This window comes from Pedobacter nutrimenti (assembly GCF_032678445.1).
GTDB classification, from domain to species: Bacteria; Bacteroidota; Bacteroidia; order Sphingobacteriales; family Sphingobacteriaceae; genus Pedobacter; species Pedobacter nutrimenti_A.
Genome location: NZ_JAVTSQ010000001.1, coordinates 68,832 through 93,360, shown reverse-complemented (window position 1 = coordinate 93,360; position 24,529 = coordinate 68,832). Strand labels below are relative to the sequence as shown.

At 43.3% G+C, this 24,529-nt stretch carries 21 protein-coding genes; 10 read left to right on the top strand and 11 right to left on the bottom strand.

Features of this window, described 5'->3' with window-relative positions; all coding sequences use genetic code 11:
• Positions 1–28: 28 nt before the first annotated feature.
• The 3 genes from R2S08_RS00395 to R2S08_RS00385 all read right to left on the bottom strand — a co-directional run bounded on the left by R2S08_RS00395 (position 29) and on the right by R2S08_RS00385 (position 5,803).
• Positions 29–2,668 carry a zinc-dependent metalloprotease gene (locus R2S08_RS00395; RefSeq protein WP_316833350.1) on the bottom strand — a complete coding sequence of 880 codons (2,640 nt, stop codon included), beginning with the start codon at positions 2,666–2,668 and terminating at the stop codon, positions 29–31.
• Between the two features lie 149 nt (positions 2,669–2,817).
• Complete coding sequence (locus R2S08_RS00390) at positions 2,818–4,422, bottom strand: histidine kinase (RefSeq protein WP_316833349.1); 1,605 nt, start codon at positions 4,420–4,422, stop codon at positions 2,818–2,820.
• 40 nt (positions 4,423–4,462) lie between these two features.
• Positions 4,463–5,803, bottom strand: coding sequence for a polysaccharide lyase 6 family protein (locus tag R2S08_RS00385; protein ID WP_316833348.1), 1,341 nt, complete (start codon positions 5,801–5,803; stop codon positions 4,463–4,465).
• A gap of 116 nt (positions 5,804–5,919) precedes the next feature.
• Here R2S08_RS00385 and R2S08_RS00380 point away from each other — a divergent pair, with 116 nt between their 5' ends.
• A complete protein-coding gene (locus R2S08_RS00380) occupies positions 5,920–6,573 on the top strand; it encodes a YceH family protein (protein ID WP_316833347.1) in 654 nt (217 codons plus the stop codon).
• On the opposite strand, the gene R2S08_RS00375 is transcribed toward R2S08_RS00380, so the two are convergent.
• The 3 genes from R2S08_RS00375 to R2S08_RS00365 are packed head-to-tail and all read right to left on the bottom strand — an operon-like array spanning position 6,574 to position 10,032.
• Positions 6,574–9,009 (bottom strand): mechanosensitive ion channel family protein, encoded by a 2,436-nt coding sequence (locus R2S08_RS00375; RefSeq protein ID WP_316833346.1) that lies wholly within the window; start codon positions 9,007–9,009, stop codon positions 6,574–6,576.
• A 31-nt stretch (positions 9,010–9,040) separates the two neighbouring features.
• Positions 9,041–9,520, bottom strand: coding sequence for a MarR family winged helix-turn-helix transcriptional regulator (locus tag R2S08_RS00370; RefSeq protein WP_316833345.1), 480 nt, complete (start codon positions 9,518–9,520; stop codon positions 9,041–9,043).
• Between the two features lie 5 nt (positions 9,521–9,525).
• A complete protein-coding gene (locus R2S08_RS00365; RefSeq protein ID WP_316833344.1) occupies positions 9,526–10,032 on the bottom strand; it encodes a GNAT family N-acetyltransferase in 507 nt (168 codons plus the stop codon).
• A gap of 167 nt (positions 10,033–10,199) precedes the next feature.
• Between R2S08_RS00365 and R2S08_RS00360 the strand changes: the two genes are divergently transcribed.
• Positions 10,200–11,246 carry an NAD(P)-dependent alcohol dehydrogenase gene (locus R2S08_RS00360; protein ID WP_316833343.1) on the top strand — a complete coding sequence of 349 codons (1,047 nt, stop codon included), beginning with the start codon at positions 10,200–10,202 and terminating at the stop codon, positions 11,244–11,246.
• 44 nt (positions 11,247–11,290) lie between these two features.
• On the opposite strand, the gene R2S08_RS00355 is transcribed toward R2S08_RS00360, so the two are convergent.
• Positions 11,291–11,929, bottom strand: a complete 639-nt coding sequence (locus R2S08_RS00355) for a phosphatase PAP2 family protein (RefSeq protein WP_316833342.1) — start codon at positions 11,927–11,929, stop codon at positions 11,291–11,293.
• A gap of 146 nt (positions 11,930–12,075) precedes the next feature.
• Here R2S08_RS00355 and R2S08_RS00350 point away from each other — a divergent pair, with 146 nt between their 5' ends.
• The 8 genes from R2S08_RS00350 to R2S08_RS00315 all read left to right on the top strand — a co-directional run bounded on the left by R2S08_RS00350 (position 12,076) and on the right by R2S08_RS00315 (position 20,343).
• Complete coding sequence (locus R2S08_RS00350; protein WP_316833341.1) at positions 12,076–14,475, top strand: heavy metal translocating P-type ATPase; 2,400 nt, start codon at positions 12,076–12,078, stop codon at positions 14,473–14,475.
• Positions 14,472–14,654: a cbb3-type cytochrome oxidase assembly protein CcoS gene (ccoS, locus tag R2S08_RS00345; protein WP_133777752.1), complete on the top strand. Its 183-nt coding sequence runs from the start codon at positions 14,472–14,474 to the stop codon at positions 14,652–14,654. Before R2S08_RS00350 ends, ccoS begins: the two co-directional genes overlap by 4 nt.
• 75 nt (positions 14,655–14,729) lie before the next feature.
• Positions 14,730–16,841 carry a cytochrome-c oxidase, cbb3-type subunit I gene (gene ccoN, locus R2S08_RS00340; protein ID WP_410479507.1) on the top strand — a complete coding sequence of 704 codons (2,112 nt, stop codon included), beginning with the start codon at positions 14,730–14,732 and terminating at the stop codon, positions 16,839–16,841.
• A gap of 11 nt (positions 16,842–16,852) precedes the next feature.
• Entirely contained in the window at positions 16,853–17,020 is a 168-nt protein-coding gene (locus tag R2S08_RS00335; RefSeq protein ID WP_166643920.1) for a hypothetical protein, read from the top strand.
• Position 17,021: 1 nt separating this feature from the next.
• Positions 17,022–17,825, top strand: coding sequence for a cbb3-type cytochrome c oxidase N-terminal domain-containing protein (locus tag R2S08_RS00330; protein WP_316833340.1), 804 nt, complete (start codon positions 17,022–17,024; stop codon positions 17,823–17,825).
• A gap of 2 nt (positions 17,826–17,827) precedes the next feature.
• On the top strand, positions 17,828–19,225 hold the full coding sequence (gene ccoG, locus R2S08_RS00325; RefSeq protein ID WP_316833339.1) for a cytochrome c oxidase accessory protein CcoG: 1,398 nt from the start codon (positions 17,828–17,830) through the stop codon (positions 19,223–19,225).
• Positions 19,226–19,228: 3 nt separating this feature from the next.
• Positions 19,229–19,657: a FixH family protein gene (locus tag R2S08_RS00320; RefSeq protein ID WP_316833338.1), complete on the top strand. Its 429-nt coding sequence runs from the start codon at positions 19,229–19,231 to the stop codon at positions 19,655–19,657.
• The gene (locus R2S08_RS00315; RefSeq protein ID WP_316833337.1) at positions 19,657–20,343 is read left to right on the top strand and encodes a sulfite exporter TauE/SafE family protein; all 687 of its coding nucleotides are present in this window, start codon (positions 19,657–19,659) and stop codon (positions 20,341–20,343) included. The genes R2S08_RS00320 and R2S08_RS00315 overlap by 1 nt, the downstream gene beginning before the upstream one ends.
• A 9-nt stretch (positions 20,344–20,352) precedes the next feature.
• Here R2S08_RS00315 and hemN read toward each other — a convergent pair whose 3' ends face one another.
• The 4 genes from hemN to R2S08_RS00295 all read right to left on the bottom strand — a co-directional run bounded on the left by hemN (position 20,353) and on the right by R2S08_RS00295 (position 24,502).
• Complete coding sequence (gene hemN, locus R2S08_RS00310) at positions 20,353–21,717, bottom strand: oxygen-independent coproporphyrinogen III oxidase (protein WP_316833336.1); 1,365 nt, start codon at positions 21,715–21,717, stop codon at positions 20,353–20,355.
• Positions 21,707–22,177 carry a lactate dehydrogenase gene (locus tag R2S08_RS00305; protein WP_316833335.1) on the bottom strand — a complete coding sequence of 157 codons (471 nt, stop codon included), beginning with the start codon at positions 22,175–22,177 and terminating at the stop codon, positions 21,707–21,709. The genes hemN and R2S08_RS00305 overlap by 11 nt, the downstream gene beginning before the upstream one ends.
• Positions 22,178–22,258: 81 nt before the next feature.
• Positions 22,259–23,317 carry a response regulator gene (locus tag R2S08_RS00300; RefSeq protein WP_133777760.1) on the bottom strand — a complete coding sequence of 353 codons (1,059 nt, stop codon included), beginning with the start codon at positions 23,315–23,317 and terminating at the stop codon, positions 22,259–22,261.
• On the bottom strand, positions 23,318–24,502 hold the full coding sequence (locus tag R2S08_RS00295; protein WP_199075968.1) for a PAS domain-containing sensor histidine kinase: 1,185 nt from the start codon (positions 24,500–24,502) through the stop codon (positions 23,318–23,320).
• Positions 24,503–24,529: the final 27 nt, after the last annotated feature.

The following is a 24,529-nucleotide window of genomic DNA, read 5'->3' as shown; positions in this document are numbered from 1 at the left end:
TTATTGGTTTATAGTTTATTGATTCAGTTTAATTCATTCTCAGGCTTTGACGAATCCTTAAAATCAGGTCCAAATAATGGCTTCTGGTCTCCTCATTACCACTTTTTTTAGCTTTCTCAAGCAGATGTAAAATTTTGATCAGCTCTCCTCTTTTAGCCGGTGCAACATCAGATGTACGCACCATAGAACTTACGTATACTGTTCTCAGGTCTGCCCCGGTCGTGGCTTTCTCCTCTTTAAAAGCACGTGGTGTCAGGTCGCATAATTCAGGGAGGTTGTTGCTTAGGGCAGTTACCGGTTGCAGGGCTTTCTTGTTGACCTTTTCCATTAACTTATCTGTACCAACAAGCAATACATCTACATAATTCTGTTCTACCATACGCTCATCCAGAGATAAACTGCTTCCTTTAATGGTCGGTCGAAATACCGTTTCGCGGATCTCTTTCAGTAATTCAGAAACTGTATACACGTTTTTTTCTCCATGTATAGTTTCCATTTCCAACATCCTGAGCAAACGCTCGTCGTTCACCAGGCCATACATCAAACTGTACTGTTGCTCGCGTTTCAGGTTGTATGGTCCATATTCAAAAGGCCCATAAGGCGTGTCTTTAACCGCAAAGGTGCTCGACAACAATTCAGGATTAAAAAGCCACTGTGGAAGGCTAAACAATTGCTTCTTTAAAAAGCTCATGGCTTCCATCTGCGTTTCCTTTGGTACTGGTGTATAAGCTTTTTTACCATCTCCCTCTACTGGATTTTCGAGGTAATAACCACCGATATTAGAAATTACATGGTCTGTATAGGTATTCCACTGCCAAATGGCTGCCATATATAATTTACCCGCCTGGTAATAGTTGTCTCCAGGTTCTGCGGCCCAGTTTCTGATCTGGGGAACCAGACGCTGCAGATTCTTCAGACCGTATTCTCCGGCCTTCATCGCATTATCACCAATATCTTCCGACTGGGCTCTTGGGTCTACAACATTCAGACCTTCCTGTTGTTCACCGTAGTGGTACAAAGGATCATGCTGATGTTTGGCAATCCACTGTTTTTGTATTTTCAGGTCCTCGCGCGGATCTGTATTGTCTAGCCAGCGGTAGCCCCAGGCAATAGCATATTTATCATATACTCCGATTTGCGGGGTAATATTGGTTACATGATCTTCCGGCTGCGCGACATAGTTAAACCTGGCATAATCCATAATAGATGGTGCTGTCCCTCCCATTCTTGAGGTATAAGCCGGAGAGCGCAGGGAATCTACCGGATAGGCAAATGATGCACCCATATTATGCTTCAAGCCTAAAGTATGTCCAATTTCGTGTGAAGACACAAAACGGATGGCATGCCCCATTTGCTCTACACTAAAATTATTCTTCCTTGCACCCGTATCTATAATTCCGGTCTGGATCCTCATCCAGTATTGCAGAGAGGTCATTACATTATGCCACCAGATCACATCTGATTCCAGGATCTCTCCTGATCTGGGATCCACGACTGCCGGCCCCATGGCATTGGATTTTGGAGATGCAGCGTAGGTGACCACGGAGTAACGGACGTCATCACCATCGAAATCGGCGGTATCTGTAACCAGTTTGGCCTGGATGGCATTTTTGAAACCTGCGGCTTCAAATGCTTTTTGCCAGTCGTGGATACCGTCTATAATATAAGGTCTCCACTGCTTAGGTGTAGAAGGGTCAATATAAAATACGATTGGCTTTTCCGGTTCCACCAGTTCACCTTTCAGATAACGGGCACGGTCTTCTGGCCTGGGTTCCAGTTTCCATTTGGTGATCAGCTCTCTGGTTTCCATTTTTTGCTGACTGTCTGAAAAATACCATCTTGGTGTACTGAAAAAGCCAACCCGGTTGTCTGCAAAACGGGGTTTCATTGGCTTTTCAGGCAGCAGTAATAAATTTGTGGTCACCGCCAGGCTGACAGCGATGGTACTCTGACCTTCGGTTACAGACGTACTTAATAAAGAACGCACAACAATATTCTGAGGGAAACTTTTGATATGCTCTATAGCAGATAAAGCCGTTTTAGGGCTGGTGCCAAAATTCAGGTTATTGAATACGTCGTTAAAGCTCTTCTCTGTTCCATCAAATACTTTATTCACTTTGATGACTACAGCAGACGAATCTGGAGTATACGCTTCGATCTTAAAGTTTTCTATAACCGAGCCTATAAAATTATCTTTTACAGATTGGCTGATCGCATCGCCTTCCGGAGATTCAACCTGTGGCACAATGGTTTTTACCCATATCGTCTTTGCCAGTTTATTTTGATAAAAACGAATGACCTTATTTTCGTAATTCATTCCCTTATTTACCCCTGCCTCATTAACGGCCAAAGGCACAGAAGAGATTTTGTTGACCAGTAAAAAGTCTTTTCCCATCATTTTCAAAGGGATCTCAAAATAATAGTCTGTTTCTACCTGATGTACTTTAAAAATACCATCAGTAGTCTTAGCTTTTTTAAGTAAAGTCTTATAGTCTTTTAGATTTCCTTTTTTAACAGTGTCCTGATCAACCTTCTTTTTTAAGGAATCTGCAGGTTGTTTTTTCTTTAGATCTATCTTCTGGGTTTTCTTTTTTTGCTGTGCTTGTCCGGGAACCGAAAACAAAAGGGCTACCGTAAGTGTTGTACTTAGTAGTAAAGGTCTTATCATTCTTTAGTCTCTGCTTAATTACCCTTTAAAAATGACCTATATTTTATAGATTATAAAAGCAGCAGGAGTGAATCAGTGAGATTTGGCAGTGAAACCGCAAATAGCCGGAGTGAATAAATTGTGTCCGGCAGGTTAAATTTCTATGAAGATTAAAGTAAAGGAAAATAACACCGGTACTCGGGACCATAAATTCCATGTCTTAGAACCGGCCCTCCAAAATGCTGATAGGTGCTGATTAGATAGGAAATGCCTTGTTTACCAGAGTCGTCCACATGACTTCTGGGTTGGTAATTATTGACCACAACGATCTCCTCTCCTTCACTTTTGATTTTGATTTCCAGTGGGTTTTGTTTAGACACGATATTGTGTTTCACGGCATTTTCCAGGGCAATCTGCAGGCTCATAAAGGGCAGGTTCTTCTTCAGGTGTTCCTCTTTTACATCGACTTCTAAGGGAAGCATGGCTTCACCGAACCGAATGTTCAGTAAAAACCAGTACTGGCTGGCAAAGTTCAGTTCTTCTTTAACACTGGTCTGCCCATTTGGATAACTATCGAGCAGGTAACGGTACACTTTAGACAACCTTACAATAAACTCCCTGGCCAGTTTTGGATCCCGGTCGATCAGGGCATTCAGTGAGCCCATGGAATTGAAGAGGAAATGCGGATTGACCTTGTCTTTTAAAACCTTCAGCTGCAGAAGGGCATTTTCCTTTTCCTGCTTTTCCGTCACCACCTGAAGCTCCTGACGTTCGAGCAGCAGGGTTTTTCTGTTGGCTTCGGCTTGTTCCCGGCCTATAAATTCATCTTGCCACTTTTTCTGAAGATAGGCCACAACTCCGACAATGATCAACACAGAAAGAATACCCATTCCGATCACATTTCGTTCAATATCATTGACTTCATCATCTACAACAAAAACGGGCGTATCGATAGCCATAATCCAGTTCATTGGTCCAATTCTGAGCGGAGAATAGGACCTGATCACCGGAACGGCAAGATAATTGGAAAAAATGGTTTCTTTGATGGTCGCACTATCATCCAATACCTTTTCAGCAAGACTTGTTTTTTTAGGATCCAGCAGGCGCTGACCAATAAACTTAATTTCGGGGTGTGAGATACAATACCCTTGCTCATTAAAAATAATGGCATAAGCTTTACTCTTATCATTCACATTCCACAAATAGTTCTGAAATTTTTTCAGGTTAATATCGAGTCCGATCACCACCAGACTGGAGTCTTTGAGCCGGCAGGCAGAAGCCACCAGCCAATGCAGCGAATCGCTTACGCTGAACAATGTGCCTGCAGATTGCGTTGTTTGTTTTTGAAGAGAAAATGCCTTTTTTACCCATTGTGCTGCATAGGCTTTTGTTTTTGCATTTCCATCATGTCTGCCTCTTCCAAAAGTATGAAAGGAGGTGTCTTTTTTGGTCAATACGGCAGACCAGGCATGGCTTACAGCCGTATCATTCATGATCACCGAATAGATGGTACCAGAGCTTTTAAGGAAGTCGGGTCCGTCTTTTAAACCGGTTGCTATTCTTGTTCCGGCAGGAAGTCCACTGATCAGCTTGTTAAATTCATAATTCACATTCGTTGCCTTTTGCTCATAGGCATATCCTGCAATACTCCTGCTGATCTGATCAATACGAGGTTTGATTCTGCTGTTCATAAACAAGGCTATTGCAGAAAGGCACAAAAACACAACGATCCCTAAAATGATCAGGTGTTTCCGGTTTTTTGGAATAGAATTCATCCCCAAAGGTAATTATATTCCAGAAGGCTGCCTATATTTCTCAGCGTTGACCAGCAGCAGCGCCCACTTCTTTTGCAGTCAGTACCGGAACAGGGGCCATTGTACTTACAACTGGGAAACGTGCTGCAAACTGATCTGCGAGGCTTGTTCCTTTTTTAAAATCATATGTACCATTCGCTGTTCTCACCAGTTCAGGGTCTTTGTCCACATAGCCACTTGCAGGCATATCTCCAGCGCTTCGGGTTTTAAAGATCCTGTTCCCTTCCCATGTTGCACCAGCAAGTGGCCCTGCAATCATGGCGGCCTGGCCTCCTCCTTGGATCACATTATAGGCTACAGTAACCAAAGTTGCACCCATTCCATCTTTCCGGTTGGGCAAAATGATGTTCTCCGGATTGCCGATCAGCGTATTAAAAGCAATCAGGATCCGGTCTGGCCGATCGTGAACGGTTAGTTTACTGCCATCGGCCACTTCTCCATCTCCGTTTCCAATCGTAATTGCAGGTTTACAGTCTTCAAAATAATTACCATAAACGGTTTGATCGTCGCCAAATATCCGGAGCCCAGGGGTACGGGTAAAATAATTGCCGTATACGGCGTTCTTATTGCCATGACGTAAGGTAAACTGGGCCGGACAATCTCTGATGGTATTGTAACGCAGCACCAAACCAGAGGCTTTAACTGAAATCAGTTCATTTTCTCCGGCACATCTTTCAAATACATTATATTCTACAATACTGTTGCTGGTCGACATACTGAAACCACTCAAACCAAATTGAAGTGCCTCTGCCCCGTTACCGGTTTGCTGCGAAAAATTATTAAAATAGTTGTGATGAATATGCAGTCGCTGGGCGATTTGGCTATCACGACCTCTCACAGCGATAAAACGGCCCATGCTGGCCTTATTCTGAAAGGTATTATAATCTACTTCCTGATCATTTCCTGCCAGTGTGAGGTCTTCACCATTACCTGTATTTTCAAAAATGTTATGTGTCCAGCGGCAAAAGCTTGTTCCTGTTCCTGATTTCGCTTTTGAAGCCTGGTGGGTAAATTTAAAGCCGCTAATGGTGACATACTTAGCTGGATCCAGGAGGCTAAAACCTCCCCTGCCCGATATTTCTACGGCTCCTGCATGTTCTGCAGTGAGGAGTACAGGTTGCTTTGCAGTACCTTGTGCCCTGATCAGAATATCCGTTTCAGTGATATACTGTCCATCCTTTACCCGGATCTCCGTTCCTGGTTTTGCCTTGTCTATAGCGCTTTGCAATTCAGCAACAGAAGAAACGAGAATGGTTTCTGCAAAAACGGTTGATGTGCAGGTTAAAGCAAGCAACGTAAATACGACTTGTTTGCAGTGCCGACTGAAGTTCAATTGTCTCATTGATTATATATTTGGTTCTGCCAAATTACAGCTTTGCGTATCGACTGGGTTCTTATCGATCAGCAATTCATTAAGATTTATTAGCATCAAAAAGGATTATTTTTATCTTTACTTGCATGGAAGAAACGAAACCTCTGCTGATCCTGACCGCCATTGAACAAAGGATTCTCGGTGTACTGATTGAAAAAAGTAAAACCACTCCGGATTATTATCCGATGACCATCAATTCCATCACTATTGCCTGCAACCAGAAAACATCCAGAAATCCGGTTGTGAATTACGATGAAGAAACCGTTACCCTTACCCTCAATGCTTTAAAAATAAAAGGTCTGGTTGGCACAGCTACCGGAGCAGGAAGCCGGAGCATTAAGTACAAACATAACCTGGCCATCGTTTACCCACTGTTGCCTGCAGAATTGACTATACTCTGCCTGCTCTTGCTCAGAGGACCTTTAACTCCGGGAGAGATCAATACGAATTCCGGAAGAATGTATGAGTTTGAAACGATTGAAGAAATACAGGAGATCCTTCAAAAACTTTCGGCCGACGAACCTCCCTATGTTAAACAGTTGTCTAAAAGACCGGGACAAAAGGAAGCCCGCTTTATGCAGTTGTTTGGTGGTGAAGCTGAAGCTGAGCCTCAGGAAACAGAAAACCTGTCAACCACTGTAGAGCACAGAAGTTATGAAGAACTGGAAGAACGGGTAGTTAAACTGGAACAGGAACTGGAGGAATTGAAAGAACTTGTAAATCTGCTGATGGATAAATAACTAATCTTTTTTATCTTCTTTAGGGAGCTGGACCGTCGGCTGGTCGGGATAATGTATATAGACATCAGACTGAGGGAAGGGAAGAGAAATTCCTTCCCTGTAAAATACTTCATATACATCACTCAGTACCTGACTCTTCAGATTTACCCAGTTGCTGATGTCTTCTACCCAGAACAAAATTCTGAAATCTACAGAACTGGAGTTCAGGTAGTGGATCAGCACCATAGGTTTTGGATCCTGCATAATATCTTCCCGGTTGTCAATGATCTGATGAAAAAGATCTTTAACTACCTTAAGGTCACTCCCATAAGCTACACCAATGATGAGCTCCACCCTCCTGTGTTTATTGCTGAGGGTCCAGTTCGTGAGGTGCTGGGAAAGCAGGTCCCCATTAGGTACAATAATTTCCGAACCATCTGCCGTGGCAATTTTACTGGCTCGGATGCCCATTTCTTTCACTGTACCAGATTTCGTTCCTATTTCAATCACATCTCCAACCTCTACCGGCTTTTCCACCGCCAGGATAATTCCGGAAACGAGATTGTTCACGATAGTTTGCAGACCAAATCCAATACCTACACTGAGGGCACCTAAAATAATGGTAATTTTCTCCATAGGGATGCCCGAAGCTGTAATGGCCAGCAAAAAGCCTACAGAAAATATAGCGAGTTTGATGAGTAAAATAGAAGAACTCAGTTTGTTCTTCTTGCTTGTAGAGGTGGAATGATAATCTGCAAATTCGAAAAAGTAACTTACAGCCTTGCTCACTACTGTAGCTGCCCAGATCACCAGTACAAAGACCACAATACTGCCATAAGTAAATTCGTTGCCGCCAATCTTTCGTGTTTGTGTAAGCAGGTTGACCGCAAAATCATATAAAGCATCCAGAATATTCAAATTCCCGGCCAGCAGGATCAGCCACAACAGAATCGCGATGATATTCAGTACACTTTTAAAGCGCTGCTGCAGGAGCGCGAAGTCGAAATAGGTTGGCATTCCACTGTTTTCCTTACTGGCTTCCAGTTGCAGGAATACGGCCTCCATCAGTACACGGACAAAAATAACCAGGCTCATGGCCTGCCAGATTCCAAGCACAGAGGCGACAAGGAACATCTTTGCCAGACTAAAACGCCCTATAATATTGCAAAAGACAGAGAACAACAAAACAGCAACAAAAACCTTTACAAATAACACGGATTTTTCCGGATAGGAATTCTTTGAATTCTTCAGGATCTGTAAAAATTGCCAGCCTGCTCCAGCTCCCGCTATGCCCAGTAAAAAAACGATGATCCGGTCTGTGTAGGACACCAGTAAAAATAAGTTGCTCAGACCCGCAACCAATGTTAAACAAAGAACAATGATCCAGAATCTGAACAACTGTTTTGGCCATGTCTTTCTCACCAGCAAACCTGTCGCTATAATCAATACCAGCATAATGATTTCCATAAATACCACCGGCGGATGGTCATACAGGAAAAAAGTGATGAACAAGGAAATGAGAAGAGCTGATAAAAGTGGTTTTTCCGGAATATAATGGGCCTGGTTCAAAATACTTTCGGGTCCGGATTTCAGCAGCCGGATCTTCCGGACAGAGAGTAAAGTCCAGCTGTAAAAGGAAATAAAAATCAGCAATCCGAATATATGGATCCCCCAGTTGGTCACAAAATAGTAATTCAACAGTTGTATACTCGTTTTTACGGTGGTGTCCCAGGCATCACTAAAACTTTTCGTGTAGTCCTTTCCGCTCGATTGCCATAAATAGGGATACTCTTTTGAAAAAGCGCGCATCCCAAAATTGCGCAGCTCAAGATTGATTCTTTCCTTGTAATTGGTCACCTGGATATAATTGGCCACCACCAGGCTTTGCAAAACACCAATCCTCCGCATGTCCTGTTTATTGAGTACATCAATCCTGGCCCATTTCAGGTTCAGCCCTTTCATCTGTTCCTGGTACTCCGCATTCAAAATGCTATCTGTAGGTGCTATTTTAAGAAACTGATCCTGTTTAACCTGGATCAGCCCGTTCTGAATGGTAACCAGTTTATCGTTATAGCCACTGAGTGTTTTTTGATAAAGATTCAGCTTATCCTCCAGCCTGGTTAAGATATCTCTCAGAGAGTATAAAAACCTAAGGGTATTGGAACGGTCTTCAACCTTAGTCCCTTTTTGTATATACTTAACTGTAAGATCTATATTCGGAAGATCCTGACTGATCGCAGTGGTATCAAAGCCCTTAGTCAAGACTGCATTCATTTGGTTGAAGGCGTTGGTATAATATTCTACCCGGTCAATAAAAGTGTTTAAAGAAGTATCCCCTTTAGCAGTGATGCTGGTATCTGCCATTATTTTTTTCTTCTTGCCCGATTGGGCATGAAGTTGACCTGTACCTAACAGACCACATAAGAGGATCAGAAGTGGGAGAAATATCTTAGGCATTGTTGTTCTTTCTTATGCTCAATATAAGAAATTATACCCGCTTCATTTGCGCAGCCGCCCGGTCAAAAAAACTTTTTTCCTTTAGCTGACCTTCAACTTCTTCTATCGCCCTCATCAGGTTATTTTCTGTATCGATCATTTCAGCAGTTGCTATTTTCAGCACATCCCAGACCGGCTGCATTTTCCCAACCAGTATCTGGCCTTTCTCCGTAAGCTGGAGCAGTCTTTTACGTTCGTCGATCTTATCCTTTTTAGAACGGATCAGTTTCTCCTTTTCCAGTTCTTTCAATAAACTGATGGTAGAAGGGTGCGTATAACCAATTTCATTCGCAATTTCTACTACACTCAATACAGGTTTATGAAACAGGGTATACATGACCGGAAACCATTTGGGTTCGAAATCAATTCCATGTGCTTTATAGACCTGGAAGCCATCTTTACGGATCTGATCACTCAGTCTCTGTAACCTGGTGGCTATGGCCAGTATCCCGGATTCATCAATTACATTCATAAAATTTATTTGTTGGCGTCCAAATATAAACGATAAAATACATTATCAGCCATCATTCTGGGAAAGTAATCCGGCAAATCTGTAACTGGTATACAGACAAAGCCATTTTTCTCATAAAACCGGTGTGCAGCCTTCAATACATCTATAGTACCAAGGTAAATAGAAGTGATCTGCCCGGCTTTACACTCCTGAATCAGAATATCAAGTAAACGTTGTGCAATGCCAAGTTCTTTTCCCCGGAATTCTTTTTTCACAAACATCTTTCTGATCACGCCTGTCTGATGTCCCACAGACATTAGGGCAATAGAACCAATCAATTGGTCTTCATGCGTCAATGCTCCCCAGAAGTTTCCGCCCGGTTTGATATAATTGGTCTCAATATCCAGCAGATCAGGCTGCCCTTCAAGCGTAACAGGAACCTGAAATTCAATTTGCTGGATGGGAAGAATAAGGTCAAGAATCTGGTTACAATAGGTATTGTTCAATGATTTTATTTCAAAAAGCTGTTCCATAAATATAGGTTATATACAAATATATGTAGTAGACTACATATATTAAAATATTTACCATTTGGAAAGAAAAAAAAATTGCATAAAATCTTTTAAGATTCGTAAAAATACCCCGAACAACTACCGGCTTGATTTGTTTTATCCCTGTTATAACAAATAATTCAAAAGCTATGAATGCAGTAAAATCTTATGCAGCAAAAAGTGCTGACAAGCCTCTGGAACCTTACCAGTTAGACCGCCGCGAACCCGGTGATCATGACATAGAGATCAAGATCTTATATTGCGGTGTATGCCATTCGGACATCCATACCGCCAGGAATGAATGGGGAGGTACCATGTACCCTGTAGTGCCCGGGCATGAGATTGTTGGCAAGGTTACCCGGACAGGCAGTAAAGTAAGCAAATTCAAAGTGGGCGACACGGTAGGTGTTGGCTGTTTTGTAGATTCCTGCGGTCATTGCAGAAACTGCGCGGAAGACAATGAACAATACTGTGAGAATGGGCATTCACAAACCTATAATTCTCTCTTACAGGATAAAAAGACGATTACCTACGGAGGCTATTCCAGCCATATCGTTGTTACTGAGAAATTTGTATTGAGTGTATCAGATAAACTCCCCCTGGAAAAAGTGGCCCCGCTGCTGTGCGCAGGAATTACAACCTATTCGCCATTGAAACACTGGAATGTTAAAAAAGGGGATAAACTAGCTGTAGTCGGCTTAGGCGGGCTTGGCCATATGGCGGTTAAAATCGCTGCTTCCATGGGTGCCGAAGTCACTGTACTGAGCAGATCTAAAAGCAAAGAAAAGGATGCCGAGGAACTCGGTGCACACCACTTCGAGCTGACCACAGATAAAGAAAACATGAAAAGACTTGGCAACAGTTTCGATTTTATTATTGATACCGTTTCGGCAGAACATGATTACAATGAGTACCTAGCCTTGCTCCGTACCAATGGTGTTATGGTGCTGTTGGGTGTTCCGCCAACCCCTTCAGACGTTGCTGCCTTTCACCTCATTGGCGGCAGACGCAGTCTGGTCGGTTCCTTGGTTGGAGGTATAAAAGAAACCCAGGAAATGCTGGATTACTGTGCCGAACACAACATCACTTCTGATGTGGAGATGATCAATATTGACCAGATCAATGAAGCTTATGAGCGAACACTTGCCGGCGACGTCCACTACCGTTTCGTTATAGATATGGCTTCTTTAAATTAATTTGGTAAAAGGATATTAATAAATCGCCGTAAAGCCACGGCGGTTTATTTTTTTTTGGAGGTCTCCAGGTAAAAATAACTATTGGCATAGAGCAGCAAACTGCCCAATAATACACCACCCACAACATCGGTAAACCAATGAGCGCCCAGATAAACCCTCGAAAAAGGCACTAGTAATAGTAGCAATGCAGAAAATCCGCCAACAGTTAATCGAACGAATGCGGGTAATGTTTTTACATGAAGCATCAGAACCACCAAGAATCCAAAAAACACCACGTAAAAATTAACATGTCCGCTTGGAAAGCTCAATTGCCGGGTTTTCTCTAAAACATGGACAAAAGGTTCGGCCGGCCTGGGTCTTCCGGCAACAAATTTAATGAGGGTACTTGCTGCACCTGCCAAAAGCGTTGTCAGTGTAAACAAAGCTTCTCGCTTATATTTAAAAATAAAAAACAACAAGGCAGTAACCAATACCGTAAACAGGGAATAAGGCATCTCCCCGAACCAGCTCACAAAACGCATTGGCCCATCCAGTGTATTGCTGTGAAACCCCTGGACAAATTCAGAACATTCAATATCTACTGAAGACAATGGAGCCAGGGCAATAAATACGGTCAGTATAATAAAGCTCAGTGCTATAAAAATCATCAGGTAATTGAAATTCTGTTTATCGATCAGGCGCATGCATTCTTTCTCAAAGGTGCGGCAAATTTACATCTTATATCTGAACAAAATAATAATCTAAAAAGTGACGGAGATCACTTTTTAGACAAAGCCGTGTCATTTTACTGCTCAGTGCCTTCATGCACTTTTGTAACAAATACATGGCTATGTCAAAGATCAAAACTTTAACAGTAGAAACCCGCTGCTACCACTGCGGTGAAGACCTTCCTTTCTCTCCTTATATTTTAGCCGATAAACAGTTTTGTTGTTTGGGTTGCCAAGGCGTCTATCAGATCCTTTCCAGTCATAACCTGGACAGTTACTATGCCTACAACGATGTGCCCGGACAAACCCAGAAGACGCAGACTCCCCGTTTGGAATACCTTGACGAGCCGACTATTACTGCAGACCTAATTGACTATCAAGACGATGAGACTACTGTTATTACATTTTATATTCCGGCCATCCATTGCAGTTCCTGCATCTGGCTGCTGGAAAATCTCTATAAGATCAATCCTGCCATTATACAGTCCAGGATTGACTTTTTGAAGAAACAGGTTGTCATTACATTTAAAAATAAAGCCTTAAGCTTGAGGGAGCTGGCCGAAACCTTATCCCGTATTGGTTATGAACCGCTGATCAGTTTGCAGGATGTGGTCAAAAAGCAACAATATGATGTTTCAGACCGTCAGCTGATCAGAAAAATTGCCGTTGCCGGCTTTTGCTTTGGAAATACCATGCTACTGAGCTTTCCAGAATATTTTGGTTTGTCTGGCCTGGAACAGCAATTTAAAGATTTCTTTGGATGGTTAAATCTGGCCTTCTGCTTACCGGTAGTGTTTTACTGTGGCCGTGACTACTTTTCTTCAGCATGGATCAATTTAAAGAACGGTGTACTCAACCTCGATTTTCCACTGGCCCTTGGTATTGCTGTCATGTTTCTTCGTTCTGCTGCCGAAATCTTTAGCCGCAGTGGGGCAGGTTTTGCCGATACCCTTTGTGGCCTGGTCTTCTTTTTATTGGTGGGCAGATGGATGCAGAAACACACCTATCATCACCTTTCCTTTGAGAGAGATTACCGTTCTTACTTTCCGGTGGCGGTAACTCTGCTGAAAGACAATAAGGAGCGTCCTCTTCCCCTTAATAAACTAAAACAGGGAGACCGCATCCTGATCCGAAGCAATGAAATTATCCCTGCAGATGCTATTTTATTAAACGGAACAGCAAAGCTTGATTTCAGTTTTGTAACCGGAGAATCCATACCTGTAGAAAAAGTACTGGGCGAAGTTGTCTATGCCGGAGGAAGACAACTCGATGGTGCCATTGAGCTGGAGGTGATCAAACCGGTATCTCAAAGTTACCTGACCCGTTTGTGGAATAATGAAACCTTTACTGCAGATAAAGACCGGATCAAAACTTTTAGCGGCACGGCCAGCAAATATTTTAGTGTGGCATTACTGGCTGTTGCGATTGGCTCAGGTTTGTTCTGGCTCTTTAAAGAAGATCCATCCAAAGCACTGGCCTCTTTTACAGCGGTACTGATCATCGCTTGTCCCTGTGCACTGGCCCTCAGCTCTCCTTTTACGCTGGCTGCCGTATTGAGTATATTTGACAAAAATAAATTCTATTTAAAGAATACAGCCGTTATAGAAGAACTGGCCCGTATTGATACTTTTGTCTTCGACAAAACAGGCACAATAACCAATCCTGAAGCTGCAAATTTCAGTTTCAACGGAAAAATAACAGCTATACAAAAGCAATGGATAAGTGACCTTGCCCGCAATTCCGGCCATCCTCTAAGCCGTGAACTGGTCAAATGGATATCCCTTCCTAAACAATTTACTGCGCTAGATTATCAGGAAAAAGTAGGCCGCGGAATTAGTGGACGCATAGATGGACAACTCATTCGTCTGGGCAGTACTGCTTTTCTCGGCATTGAACCTATTCCCCAGCTTCAGGGAAGTGCTGTACATGTCATGATAGCGGATCGGTACCTGGGCTATTTTTTATCGAGCCAGCAATGGCGCAATGGATTTAAAGATCTGGTGCTCAGCCTGGGCCGGCATGCCGATCTTCATTTACTCTCCGGAGATCAGGAACATGACCGCAAGAGTCTCATCCCTTTTTTCCCCAGCATTCAGCACATGCATTTCAGGCAATCGCCACAAAACAAACTGGATTATATCAAAACGCTGCAGAACAAAGGACATAAAGTACTCATGTTTGGAGATGGCCTGAATGATGCGGGTGCTTTAAAGCAAAGTGACCTGGGGGTGGCGGTCACAGACAACATTAATAATTTTACCCCAGGCTGCGATGCCATCCTGGATGGAAGTAGTTTTAGCCGGATCCCGAACTTTATCCGTCAGGCAAAAGATGCCGTTAGAGTAATCCATATGAGCTTTGGAATCTCTCTGGCCTATAATGCGCTGGGTTTATTCTTTGCGGTACAAGGTACGCTCTCGCCCCTGATTGCTGCAATATTGATGCCTGCAAGTACCATAACCATTATTTCTTTCACCAGTATAGCTGCAAGGTTATACGCCCGTAAAAATCACTTGTTATGAACATGATCTATATGCTGATCGGTATCAGTATCCTGCTGGCACTGATTTTTCTCCTCGCCTTTTTCTGGGCCAGTAAGACCGGGCAAAATGATGATACGTATACGCCGTCGATACGCATGCTGTTCGACGAAGAAGCGACAGGAAAAGTAGATCAAAAAAGTGATGAAGATCACCTTTAGCCGAAGTTTGTATCATTCTCCAGGCACGCGCACAGCGCTAATTTTACCCTCAATAAACAACCATCATCATTTATTATGACTGAGAAATTTTACTACGACAACAAGATCGTCAGAAACTTTGCCATCGCCACCATTGTATGGGGAATTATCGGCATGACGGTTGGTTTGCTCATCGCCATGCAGCTTTTTAAACCTGCCTTGAACATGGGTAACCAGTACACCACCTTTGGCCGCATCAGGCCACTGCACACCAATGCAGTAATTTTTGCCTTTGTTGGAAATGCCATCTTTATGGGTGTCTACTACTCGCTCCAGCGTTTGCTGAAGGCGAGGATGTTCAGCGATATTTTAAGCAAAATCCACTTTTGGGGCTGGCAGCTCATCATTGTCTCTGCAGTTATTACACTTCCTTTGGGACTGACCACTTCTCATGAATATGCAGAGCTGGAATGGCCTATAGACATTGCCATTACCATCATCTGGGTGATCTTTGGGATCAATATGTTTGGAACCATCATTAAACGCCGGGAAAAACATATGTATGTGGCCATTTGGTTCTACATTGCCACTTTCGTTACCATTGCAGTACTGCATATTGTCAATTCATTTGAACTTCCGGTTTCCGCTTTTAAAAGCTATTACTTATATGCTGGTGTACAGGATGCCCTGGTACAATGGTGGTATGGCCATAATGCAGTTGCATTCTTCCTCACCACACCTTACCTGGGTATGATGTATTATTTCCTGCCCAAAATGGCTCAGCGTCCGGTATATTCCTATAAGCTGAGTATCCTTCACTTCTGGTCACTGATCTTTATCTACATCTGGGCGGGTCCACACCATTTACTATATACTTCCCTTCCGGGATGGGCGCAGTCCTTGGGTGTTGCTTTCTCTGTGATGCTGATTGCGCCAAGCTGGGGCGGGATGATCAACGGATTGCTGACCTTGAGAGGTGCCTGGGATAAAGTACGTGAAGATCCAACCTTAAAATTCATGGTGGTTGGGATCACTGCTTATGGTATGGCCACCTTTGAAGGCCCTATGCTTGCCCTTAAGCAGATCAATGCCATCGCACACTATACCGACTGGATCGTTGCGCACGTACACGTAGGGGCGCTTGGCTGGAACGGCTTCCTGACTTTTGGAATTCTATACTGGCTGATTCCGCGCATTTACAAAACAGAATTGTATTCTAAAAAGCTGGCTTCTTTTCACTTTTGGATAGGTACACTGGGCATTATATTTTATGCGGTACCGCTTTATTTTGCCGGGTTTACACAAGGCCTGATGTGGAAAGAGTTTACAGAAGAGGGTGTACTGAAATACCCTAACTTCCTGGAAACTGTGATTCAGATCATTCCAATGTATATGTTAAGGGCCCTGGGTGGTGCCATGTACCTTTGCGGCGTCATCGTAATGACCTATAACATCATTAAAACTGCAAGAGCAGGAAAATTACTGGCCAACGAACCTGCCGAAGCACAAGCACTTGCCAAAGAATATGTACCACAGGGTTCCGATAAAAAACTACACCGTTTCCTGGAACGCAAACCGATGATTTTCATGGTGCTGTCTTTAATTGTGATCCTGATTGGAGGTATGATCGAGATGATGCCTACTTTCACCATCAAGTCCAACATTCCAACCATTGCGAGTGTAAAACCTTACAGTCCGTTAGAATTGCAGGGAAGAGATGTTTACATCCGTGAAGGTTGTGTGAACTGCCACTCTCAGATGATCCGTCCGTTCCGTTCAGAAACTGAAAGATATGGAGAATACAGCAAAGCAGGTGAATTTGTTTATGATCACCCTTTCCTGTGGGGATCTAAAAGAACCGGACCGGACTTGCAGCGTGTTGGTGGAAAGTACTCCGACTCCTGGCACTACAACCACTTACTCGACCCGCAAACCATGTCGCCAGGAAGTATTATGCCACCTTATGAATGGCTGATTACCCAGAAACTGGATACCACCACCACCATTGCCAAGATCAATGCCATGCGTACCCTGGGTGTACCTTATGAGCCGGGATATGAACACCAGGCCAATAAAGATCTGGACAAACAAGCCAGAGATATTGCTGCCGATCTGAACAAGAACAACGTAAAAGTAAAAAGTGATAAAGAGATCATCGCCATTATTGCCTACCTGCAACGTTTGGGTATGGACATTAAAGCAAAATAAACGATACAGCTATGTTTAAACAATTTTTAGAACAGGTAGACGACAAGCAGGTATACCTGATCAGTTCACTGGGAATATTTGTGCTCTTTTTCATTATCGTAGGCATTGTACTTTATATGATGAAAAAGGATGAAGTGAAATACATGAGTGAACTCCCGTTAAACGAAGAAGATTTATAATATGAGTTATTCAGACATATTGGTGATCGCCATGGGCCTCACCGCCATCATGGTACTGGGTGTTTCCGTCCTGATGCTTAAAGTGATCAAGTTCTACATCAAAGAATCTGTTGACCCTACTCCTTTTCTTAGTCCGGAGGAAAAAGCACAAAGGACCCTGGCCGAAGAACAAGCGCTGGCCCTGAAAAAGGCGCAGCCTTCCCTGCTGAGCAAATTAATGGGTTTAAGACCCATATCTGAGGAAAAAGACCTGGTTATGGAGCATGAATTTGACGGTATTGCAGAGCTCAATAATCCAACACCGGCCTGGTTTATGGTACTCTTCTATGGAACCATCATCTTTGCAGTGATCTATTTGTTCAATTATGAAGTACTGGGCTGGGGCCAAAACCAGGAACAGGAATACAATACAGAACTGGAACAGGCAGTACTGGACAAAGAAGCTTTCCTGGCGAAACCTGGAAATGCCAAAAATGCAGTGAATGAGAACAACATTGAACAAAGTAAAGATCCCGCTGTGATCAATGAGGGTGCTTCCCTGTTCAAAAACAGGTGCACCCCCTGCCATGGGGAACATGCCCAGGGTATTGTGGGCCCTAACCTGACCGATGAGTACTGGCTGCATGGCGGAACCGTGAAAGACATCTTTAAGACCATTAAATATGGTGTACCAGAAAAAGGAATGATCGCCTGGGAGAAATCACTGAGCACACAACAAATTGCAGATCTGACCAATTACATCTTATCCCTTCAGGGAAGTCATCCTGCCGGGGCAAAAGCACCTCAGGGTGAAAAACAAAAATAACCATGTCACAGAGCCCAGACCAGTTCAGAAACCAGATCTCTACCATAACAGACGACGGAAAGAAACGCAAATGGATTTATCCCCGTATTGTAAAGGGAAGCCTGTATAAATACCGTTCAGCTGTCAGTTCCTTTTTCCTGGCACTGCTTTTTGCCGCGCCGTTCCTTAAAGTTAATGGAGAACAACTGGTGCTACTGAATGTGCTGGAAAGGAAGTTTGTATTCTTCGGGATCATCTTCTGGCCCCAAGACTTCTACCTGTTTGTACTGGGCCTGCTGACTTTTATGGTCTTTATTGTGCTCTTTACCGTCGTGTTTGGCAGGGTATTCTGTGGCTGGGCCTGCCCGCAAACCATTTTCATGGAAATGGTTTTCCGCCGGATAGAGAACTGGATTGAAGGCGACCATATCAAGCAAAAAAAACTGGATGATGGACCACTGACCACTGAAAAAGTGGTCAGAAAAACCGTTAAACACACGGCTTTCCTGGTGGTCTCCTTTTTTATTGCCAATATTTTCCTGGCCTATCTGATTGGTTCAGATGCGCTCATCAGGATCATGACCGAGCCGGTACAACAACACTTAAGCGGCTTTATTTCTATCTGTATTTTCACCTTTGTGTTTTACCTGGTCTTTTCCAGGATGCGGGAACTGGTTTGTACAGTAGCTTGTCCTTATGGCCGTTTACAGGGCGTACTGCTCGACAACCAAAGTATCATTGTAGCCTACGATTATGAAAGAGGTGAACCAAGAGGAAAGCGCATTAAAGGAGAAGAAAACCTCCGGGGCGATTGCATAGACTGCAAGCTTTGTGTACACGTTTGTCCAACCGGGATAGACATCCGGAATGGTACCCAGCTGGAGTGTATCAATTGTACCGCCTGTATAGATGCCTGCGATATGGTGATGGAAAAAATTGACCGGCCACTGCGGCTGATCGGTTTTAAATCTGAAGAAGAGATCAAACTGAAACAACCGTTTAAACTCAGCAAAAGGATTTACGGCTACAGTGCCGTCCTGTTGATTTTAATGAGTTTGCTCAGTTACCTGCTCCTCAGCAGGAGTGATGTAAAAGCGACCATTTTGAGGGCCAGCGGAACACTGTACCAGATCCGCGACCAGGACCATACCGTGAGTAACCTGTATAACGCCGAGCTGGTCAACAAAACCAGCAAAGACCTTAAATTTGAAATTATACCGGAAGATCCGGCAGCGAAGATACAATTCATACAAAAGGAGGATCAGCTCAAATACGGAGGCAGTACAAAACTGACCTTCTTTATCATCCTCCCTCAAAACAGCATCAAGCAATATAAAACAGAGATTGGATTTAAGCTTCTTTCGGGAGGAAAAGTTATAGACCGCTTTCAAACCACTTTTATCGCACCACCAAATGATTAGACTATGAAATGGAACTGGGGAACAAAATTAGTGATCGGCCTGGCCGTCTTTATGACTTTCATTATTGTACTGGGCATAAAAATGATCCGGAGCAAAAGTGATGCACTGGTGGATAATGACTACTATGAGAAAGGTATTCATTACGACCAGGACTACTTAAAGAAAGAGAACGTAAAAAAGGAACATGCAGAACCTGTTGTGGAAAGAACAACAGATACCCTTGTTATTAGCTTTAAACAAGCCGCAGCGGGTGAAGTGCAACTGATCCGTACAGCAGACAAAAAACTGGACCAGAAGCTGGAGCTGAAAACAGATTCCAGAAACCAGTTTCGTATCCCCGTAGGCCAAAAGGCCAGTGGCTTATGGAAACTTAAAATGGAATGGAAAAACGATGGAAAATCTTATCTGTATGAAAAGGAGGTGATGTTGTAATGAGCGATAACCACCTGGCTTTTATGATTGGATTACTGGGCAGCGTACATTGCGTGGGCATGTGCGGCCCACTGGCCTTTGCAGTTCCGTCTTTGAAGTCCGGTCGTATGTACCTTGTACTCGACAAATTACTTTACCAAACTGGCCGGATCATCTCCTATTGTATATTAGGTGTCTTCATTGGAGCGATTGGCCAACAAATCTGGCTCTCAGGCATGCAGCAAGGCATCAGTATCCTCAGTGGATTGCTCATTCTTGTTGCCGCCTGCACCAGGATCTTTAAATTCTCAGCACCCACCAATGGGTCATCCTTCCTTTTAAAACCTTTCCATAAGCTGTTCGGTTACGCCTTAAAACACAAAGCCAATCATTTGATCATTGGAATGATCAACGGGCTACTACCCTGTGGATTTGTGTACCTGGCACTGGCCGGAGCAGTGAATACGCCAGGTATTCCATCGGCAGTAAGTTATATGTTCTGGTTTGGATTGGGCACCGCCCCTTTGATGTTACTGGTTACTATTGGTGTGGGATGGACCAGTGCAATGGTCAGGAACCGCATCAATAAAACCATTCCATACCTGATGATCTGCCTGGGCATCTGGTTCATTTTAAGGGGGATGAACCTGAACATCCCCTATCTAAGCCCCTCCAAACCCGGCGGCAGGGTTGCAGACTGTCGTTAAGGCAACTAACTAAACGGCCATACTGAACAATTGTGTTGCAGACTGATTCCTCCAGAGTCTGGCATCCAGCGTCATACATATGTTTCTGAGAAATCTTTTGCCCAATGGGGTTACCCGAAGAGATTGTTCTGCAATTTCGACCAGACCATCTGCTTCCAGTTCCTGCATACGCTGCAGTCCTTCCCATAAGGATACATGTTGCAATTCTGCAGAAGACCATGAAGTAGCTCCTTTACACATGATATTTAGAATATGCTGGCGGAGCACCAAATCTTCTGCACTCAGCATATGGCCCTTAAACACTGGAATTTCTCCACTGTTCACCAATTCCAGGTAATCTTCTACTTTTTTTACATTTTGTGCAAAGCCGGTCCAGGTATCACTAATAGACGAAACTCCAAGACCAATCATCAAACGGCTGTACTGATCAGTATAACCCATAAAATTACGGTGAAGCCTTCCATTCTTTTCTGCAGTAAACAAACTGTCGGTTTGCAGGGTAAAATGATCCATACCAATCTCTGTATAGCCCCCTGCCTTCAACATTTCCCTGCCGGTTTCATAGAGTTTACTTTTAAGATCTGCAGAAGGCAGATCCTGTTCTGTATATCTTCTTTGCCCAGGCCTTACCCAAGGCACATGCGCATAACTGTAAAAGGCAATGCGGTCTGGCCGCAGCTTTAATACGGAGTCCATAGTATCTACAAGACCTTCCAGGCTTTGGAATGGCAAGCCGTAGATCAGGTCATAATTGACAGATCTGTAGCCAGCACTTCTGGCCTCAACAGTTGCCCGTTCCACGTCCTGATAGCTTTGTATACGGTTGATCATCAGTTGTACTTTAGGATCAAAATCCTGGATACCCAGACTCAGGCGTTTAAAGCCGAGCCGATATAAAGTATTTAAATGGGCTTTGGTGGTGTTTCCGGGATGGGCCTCAAAACTAAATTCTGCCCGTTCGTGTACGGAAGCATACTCCAGAAGGCCATTGATCAGTATTTTCAAATGTTCAGGACTAAAAAAGGTGGGTGTACCGCCGCCCAGGTGTAATTCCCGGATCACCGGCTTACCATCAAAACATTTAAGGTACAAAGCCCATTCTTTCAAGACGGCTTCAATATAAGGTACTTCCACTTTATGATTACGCGTAATCCTGGTATTACATCCGCAATACGTACACAGGCTTTCGCAAAAAGGTAAATGAATATACAAACTGATGCCTTCGGCAGTATTGCTTTCTCTAAATGAGGTTTGTACTGCCTCTCGCCATCGGTCAGTGTTAAAACTTTCCGCCTCCCAGTAAGGAACAGTAGGGTAACTCGTATAACGAGGCACAGCCACATTGTACTTATCCGCAAGCAGCTTACTTTTCATGGTCATCCTCCTTAGGGTCAAACCATTCCGTATGCTGATCGCAGGCCCGGGAGCAAATACAGGCAGAACCTAAACATTTTTTATGCTGCCATTTGTCCAGGTTCAGTATGGTTTCTGCGGCCAGGGCCATAGACAAAGCCTCCTGAGAGCCCTCTTTAAGAATTGAAGCCGGGACATTGGCAATCCGGATGTTCCGGCTTACCGCGGCCTGTTTGTCAATATGTTCAACAGAAGTGGAACGTGTGGCAATATATTTAATGCCCAGGTCGGCAAGGCGGTTGATCACTTTCTCCGATACCTCGTCATCCACAAATACGATCACAGCCTCTTTACCTTCTGCATAGACAACGGTATCTTCACTTAACGCATTCGAAATTAAAGTAATGTCGTGCTTTTTGCGATTAGCGATCGCAAGAGGTTCTTTTTCAGAAGATTTAATACTATAGGCTACTGCTCTCATGCTTAATATTTTATAACATCAAAATTAAGCGCAGAAGCCTTCGATTAGAATGAGTTTAATCAACCATTAACATGATATTCATCAGTTTTTCATTTGACGGAGCCTTTTGAGGTCCAGGATCTGGATCTGGCTACCCTTACGTTCTATGATCAGTTCATCTTTAAAATCACTCAGAATACGACTCACGGTCTCTGTGGCCATGCCGGCAAGCGCAGCCAGATTATCTCTCGAAACCTTTAGCAAAAGCGGGTCGTCAGACTGTTCCTGTTTGGACAGACGGATCAATACTTCCGACAACCTTTTGCGTACAGAGTGGTAAGCCAGTTGCATCAGCTGTTCTTCTTTATCCAATAAATTATTAGATAATATCTTAATGAACTGACGTCCGATATCCGGGTACTGGTTCAGCAGTTCCTCCATCATATCTTTAGGCAACAAACAAATGGTGGTATCTTCCATCGCCTCCGCATTCTCGGCATAAGGTTCATGCATCAATAAAGAAGGAATTCCAAAATATTGGTCTTCCCCGTAAATACCAGTCATCAGCTGCCGTCCGTCTTCAGTCAATTTAATGGTTTTCACCTTTCCTGTGATCACCAGATAAATCCCCTGAACAGAATCCCCCTCATAATAAATGACCTGTTTCTTTTTTATGTGCCTTACCTTGCGCTGGGCAATCAGCTTATTCAATTCTCCCAATCCAGATTTATCACTGATCAGACCACTGATCTGATCAAGGGATTTACTATAAAAGGCTTGTTGCTTATTTCTCTTATTCAATCTGCTTTCAATGGCATTGAGCAACTCGATATCATCGAAAGGTTTAGTGAGGTAATCGTCGGCGCCCATTTCCATTCCTTTTCTCATGTCCAGACGTTCTGCCTTGGCCGTAAGAAAAATAAAAGGTATAGCAGAAGTATTGGGGTTCTTACTGAGCATATACAGCACACCGTAGCCATCCAGTTCGGGCATCATGATGTCGCAAAGGATCAGATCAGGAAGATGTTGTATAGCCAGATCGACCCCGGTCTTTCCATGGTTGGCTTCCAGTACTTCATAGCCGGCAAGATCTAAGATCTCTCCTACACTTTCCCGTATATCATTGTTATCTTCTATAACCAGAATCTTTGTTTTCCCCATCTATTTATTAAAAGAAAGTATAAATGTTGTCTCTTTGTTAATTATACTATTAAATTGTACTTCTCCCCTCATCAAGGTAACATAACGTAGTACAATATTCAATCCAAGTCCGGTTCCAGGAATATTACCGGTATTGTTTGCCCTGAAAAAAGGCTGAAAGAGATGAATCTGATCAGATTCAGGAATACCAATACCATTATCTTTTATCGTTACAATGCACTGATTTTCATTGATCTCTGTATTGAACTCAATAAAAGTATTTTCTCCTGAATATTTTATGGCGTTTCCGATCAGGTTGATCATACAATTCTTCAGCAGGTTCTGGTCCAGCATCACCATGCTTTCCAGTCCGGTATGCTGGTAAATAATATTTTGATCCTGTTTTGCAATCATCTGCATCTCTTCGGTAATCTCCTCTGCAAGTTTAACCAGGTCAAATGAGCTGAAAGTAGGTTCTACCCCACCGGCTTCCAATCTTTCCAAAGACAGAAAATCATTGAGTATGGTGGTCAGGTTACCCACCGCATTTTTAATTTTACTGACATGCTTTTCAATATGTTTATTCTGAAAAGGCTGGGCATACTTTTCGATCAGGGAAGCGGAGAGTTGTACAGAACTGAGCGGTGTACGGAATTCATGAGAAGCCATGGATACAAAACGGCTCTTCATCTGGTTCAGCTCTTTCTCTTTTTCCAGGGAAAGACTCACCTCCTCTTTGGCTTCCCTCAAAGCCACCACCGTTTTCTTTAAAGATTTGGTCCGCTCTTCCACCAGCTCTTCCAGTTCTGCTGCATATTCGCGCAAACGCTCTTCAGCTTCTTTCTCCTTAGAAAGATCATGGATAAAGCCCGTATATATTTTGCGTTCTTTATACTGTACTTCACTTACTGCCAGCCGGAATGGAAAGGTGGATCCGTTTTTGCGTAATCCCCTCACTTCACGTCCTATTCCAATGATCCTTTTCTCTCCAGTATGTTCATACCGGTCCAGGTAACCATCGTGCGCCCCTTTATCAGGTTCAGGCATCAACATTTTGATGTTGTGCCCAACCACTTCGTCTAAACCATAACCAAATAATTTTAAGGCCGCAGGATTTAAGCTTTCAATTATTCCATGCTGATCAATTGTAATAATTCCATCAATCGCTGTTTCTATGATCGCATTTAAGAGCCTTGCTTTTTCCATAAACCTTTTTTTACAAATATATCAATT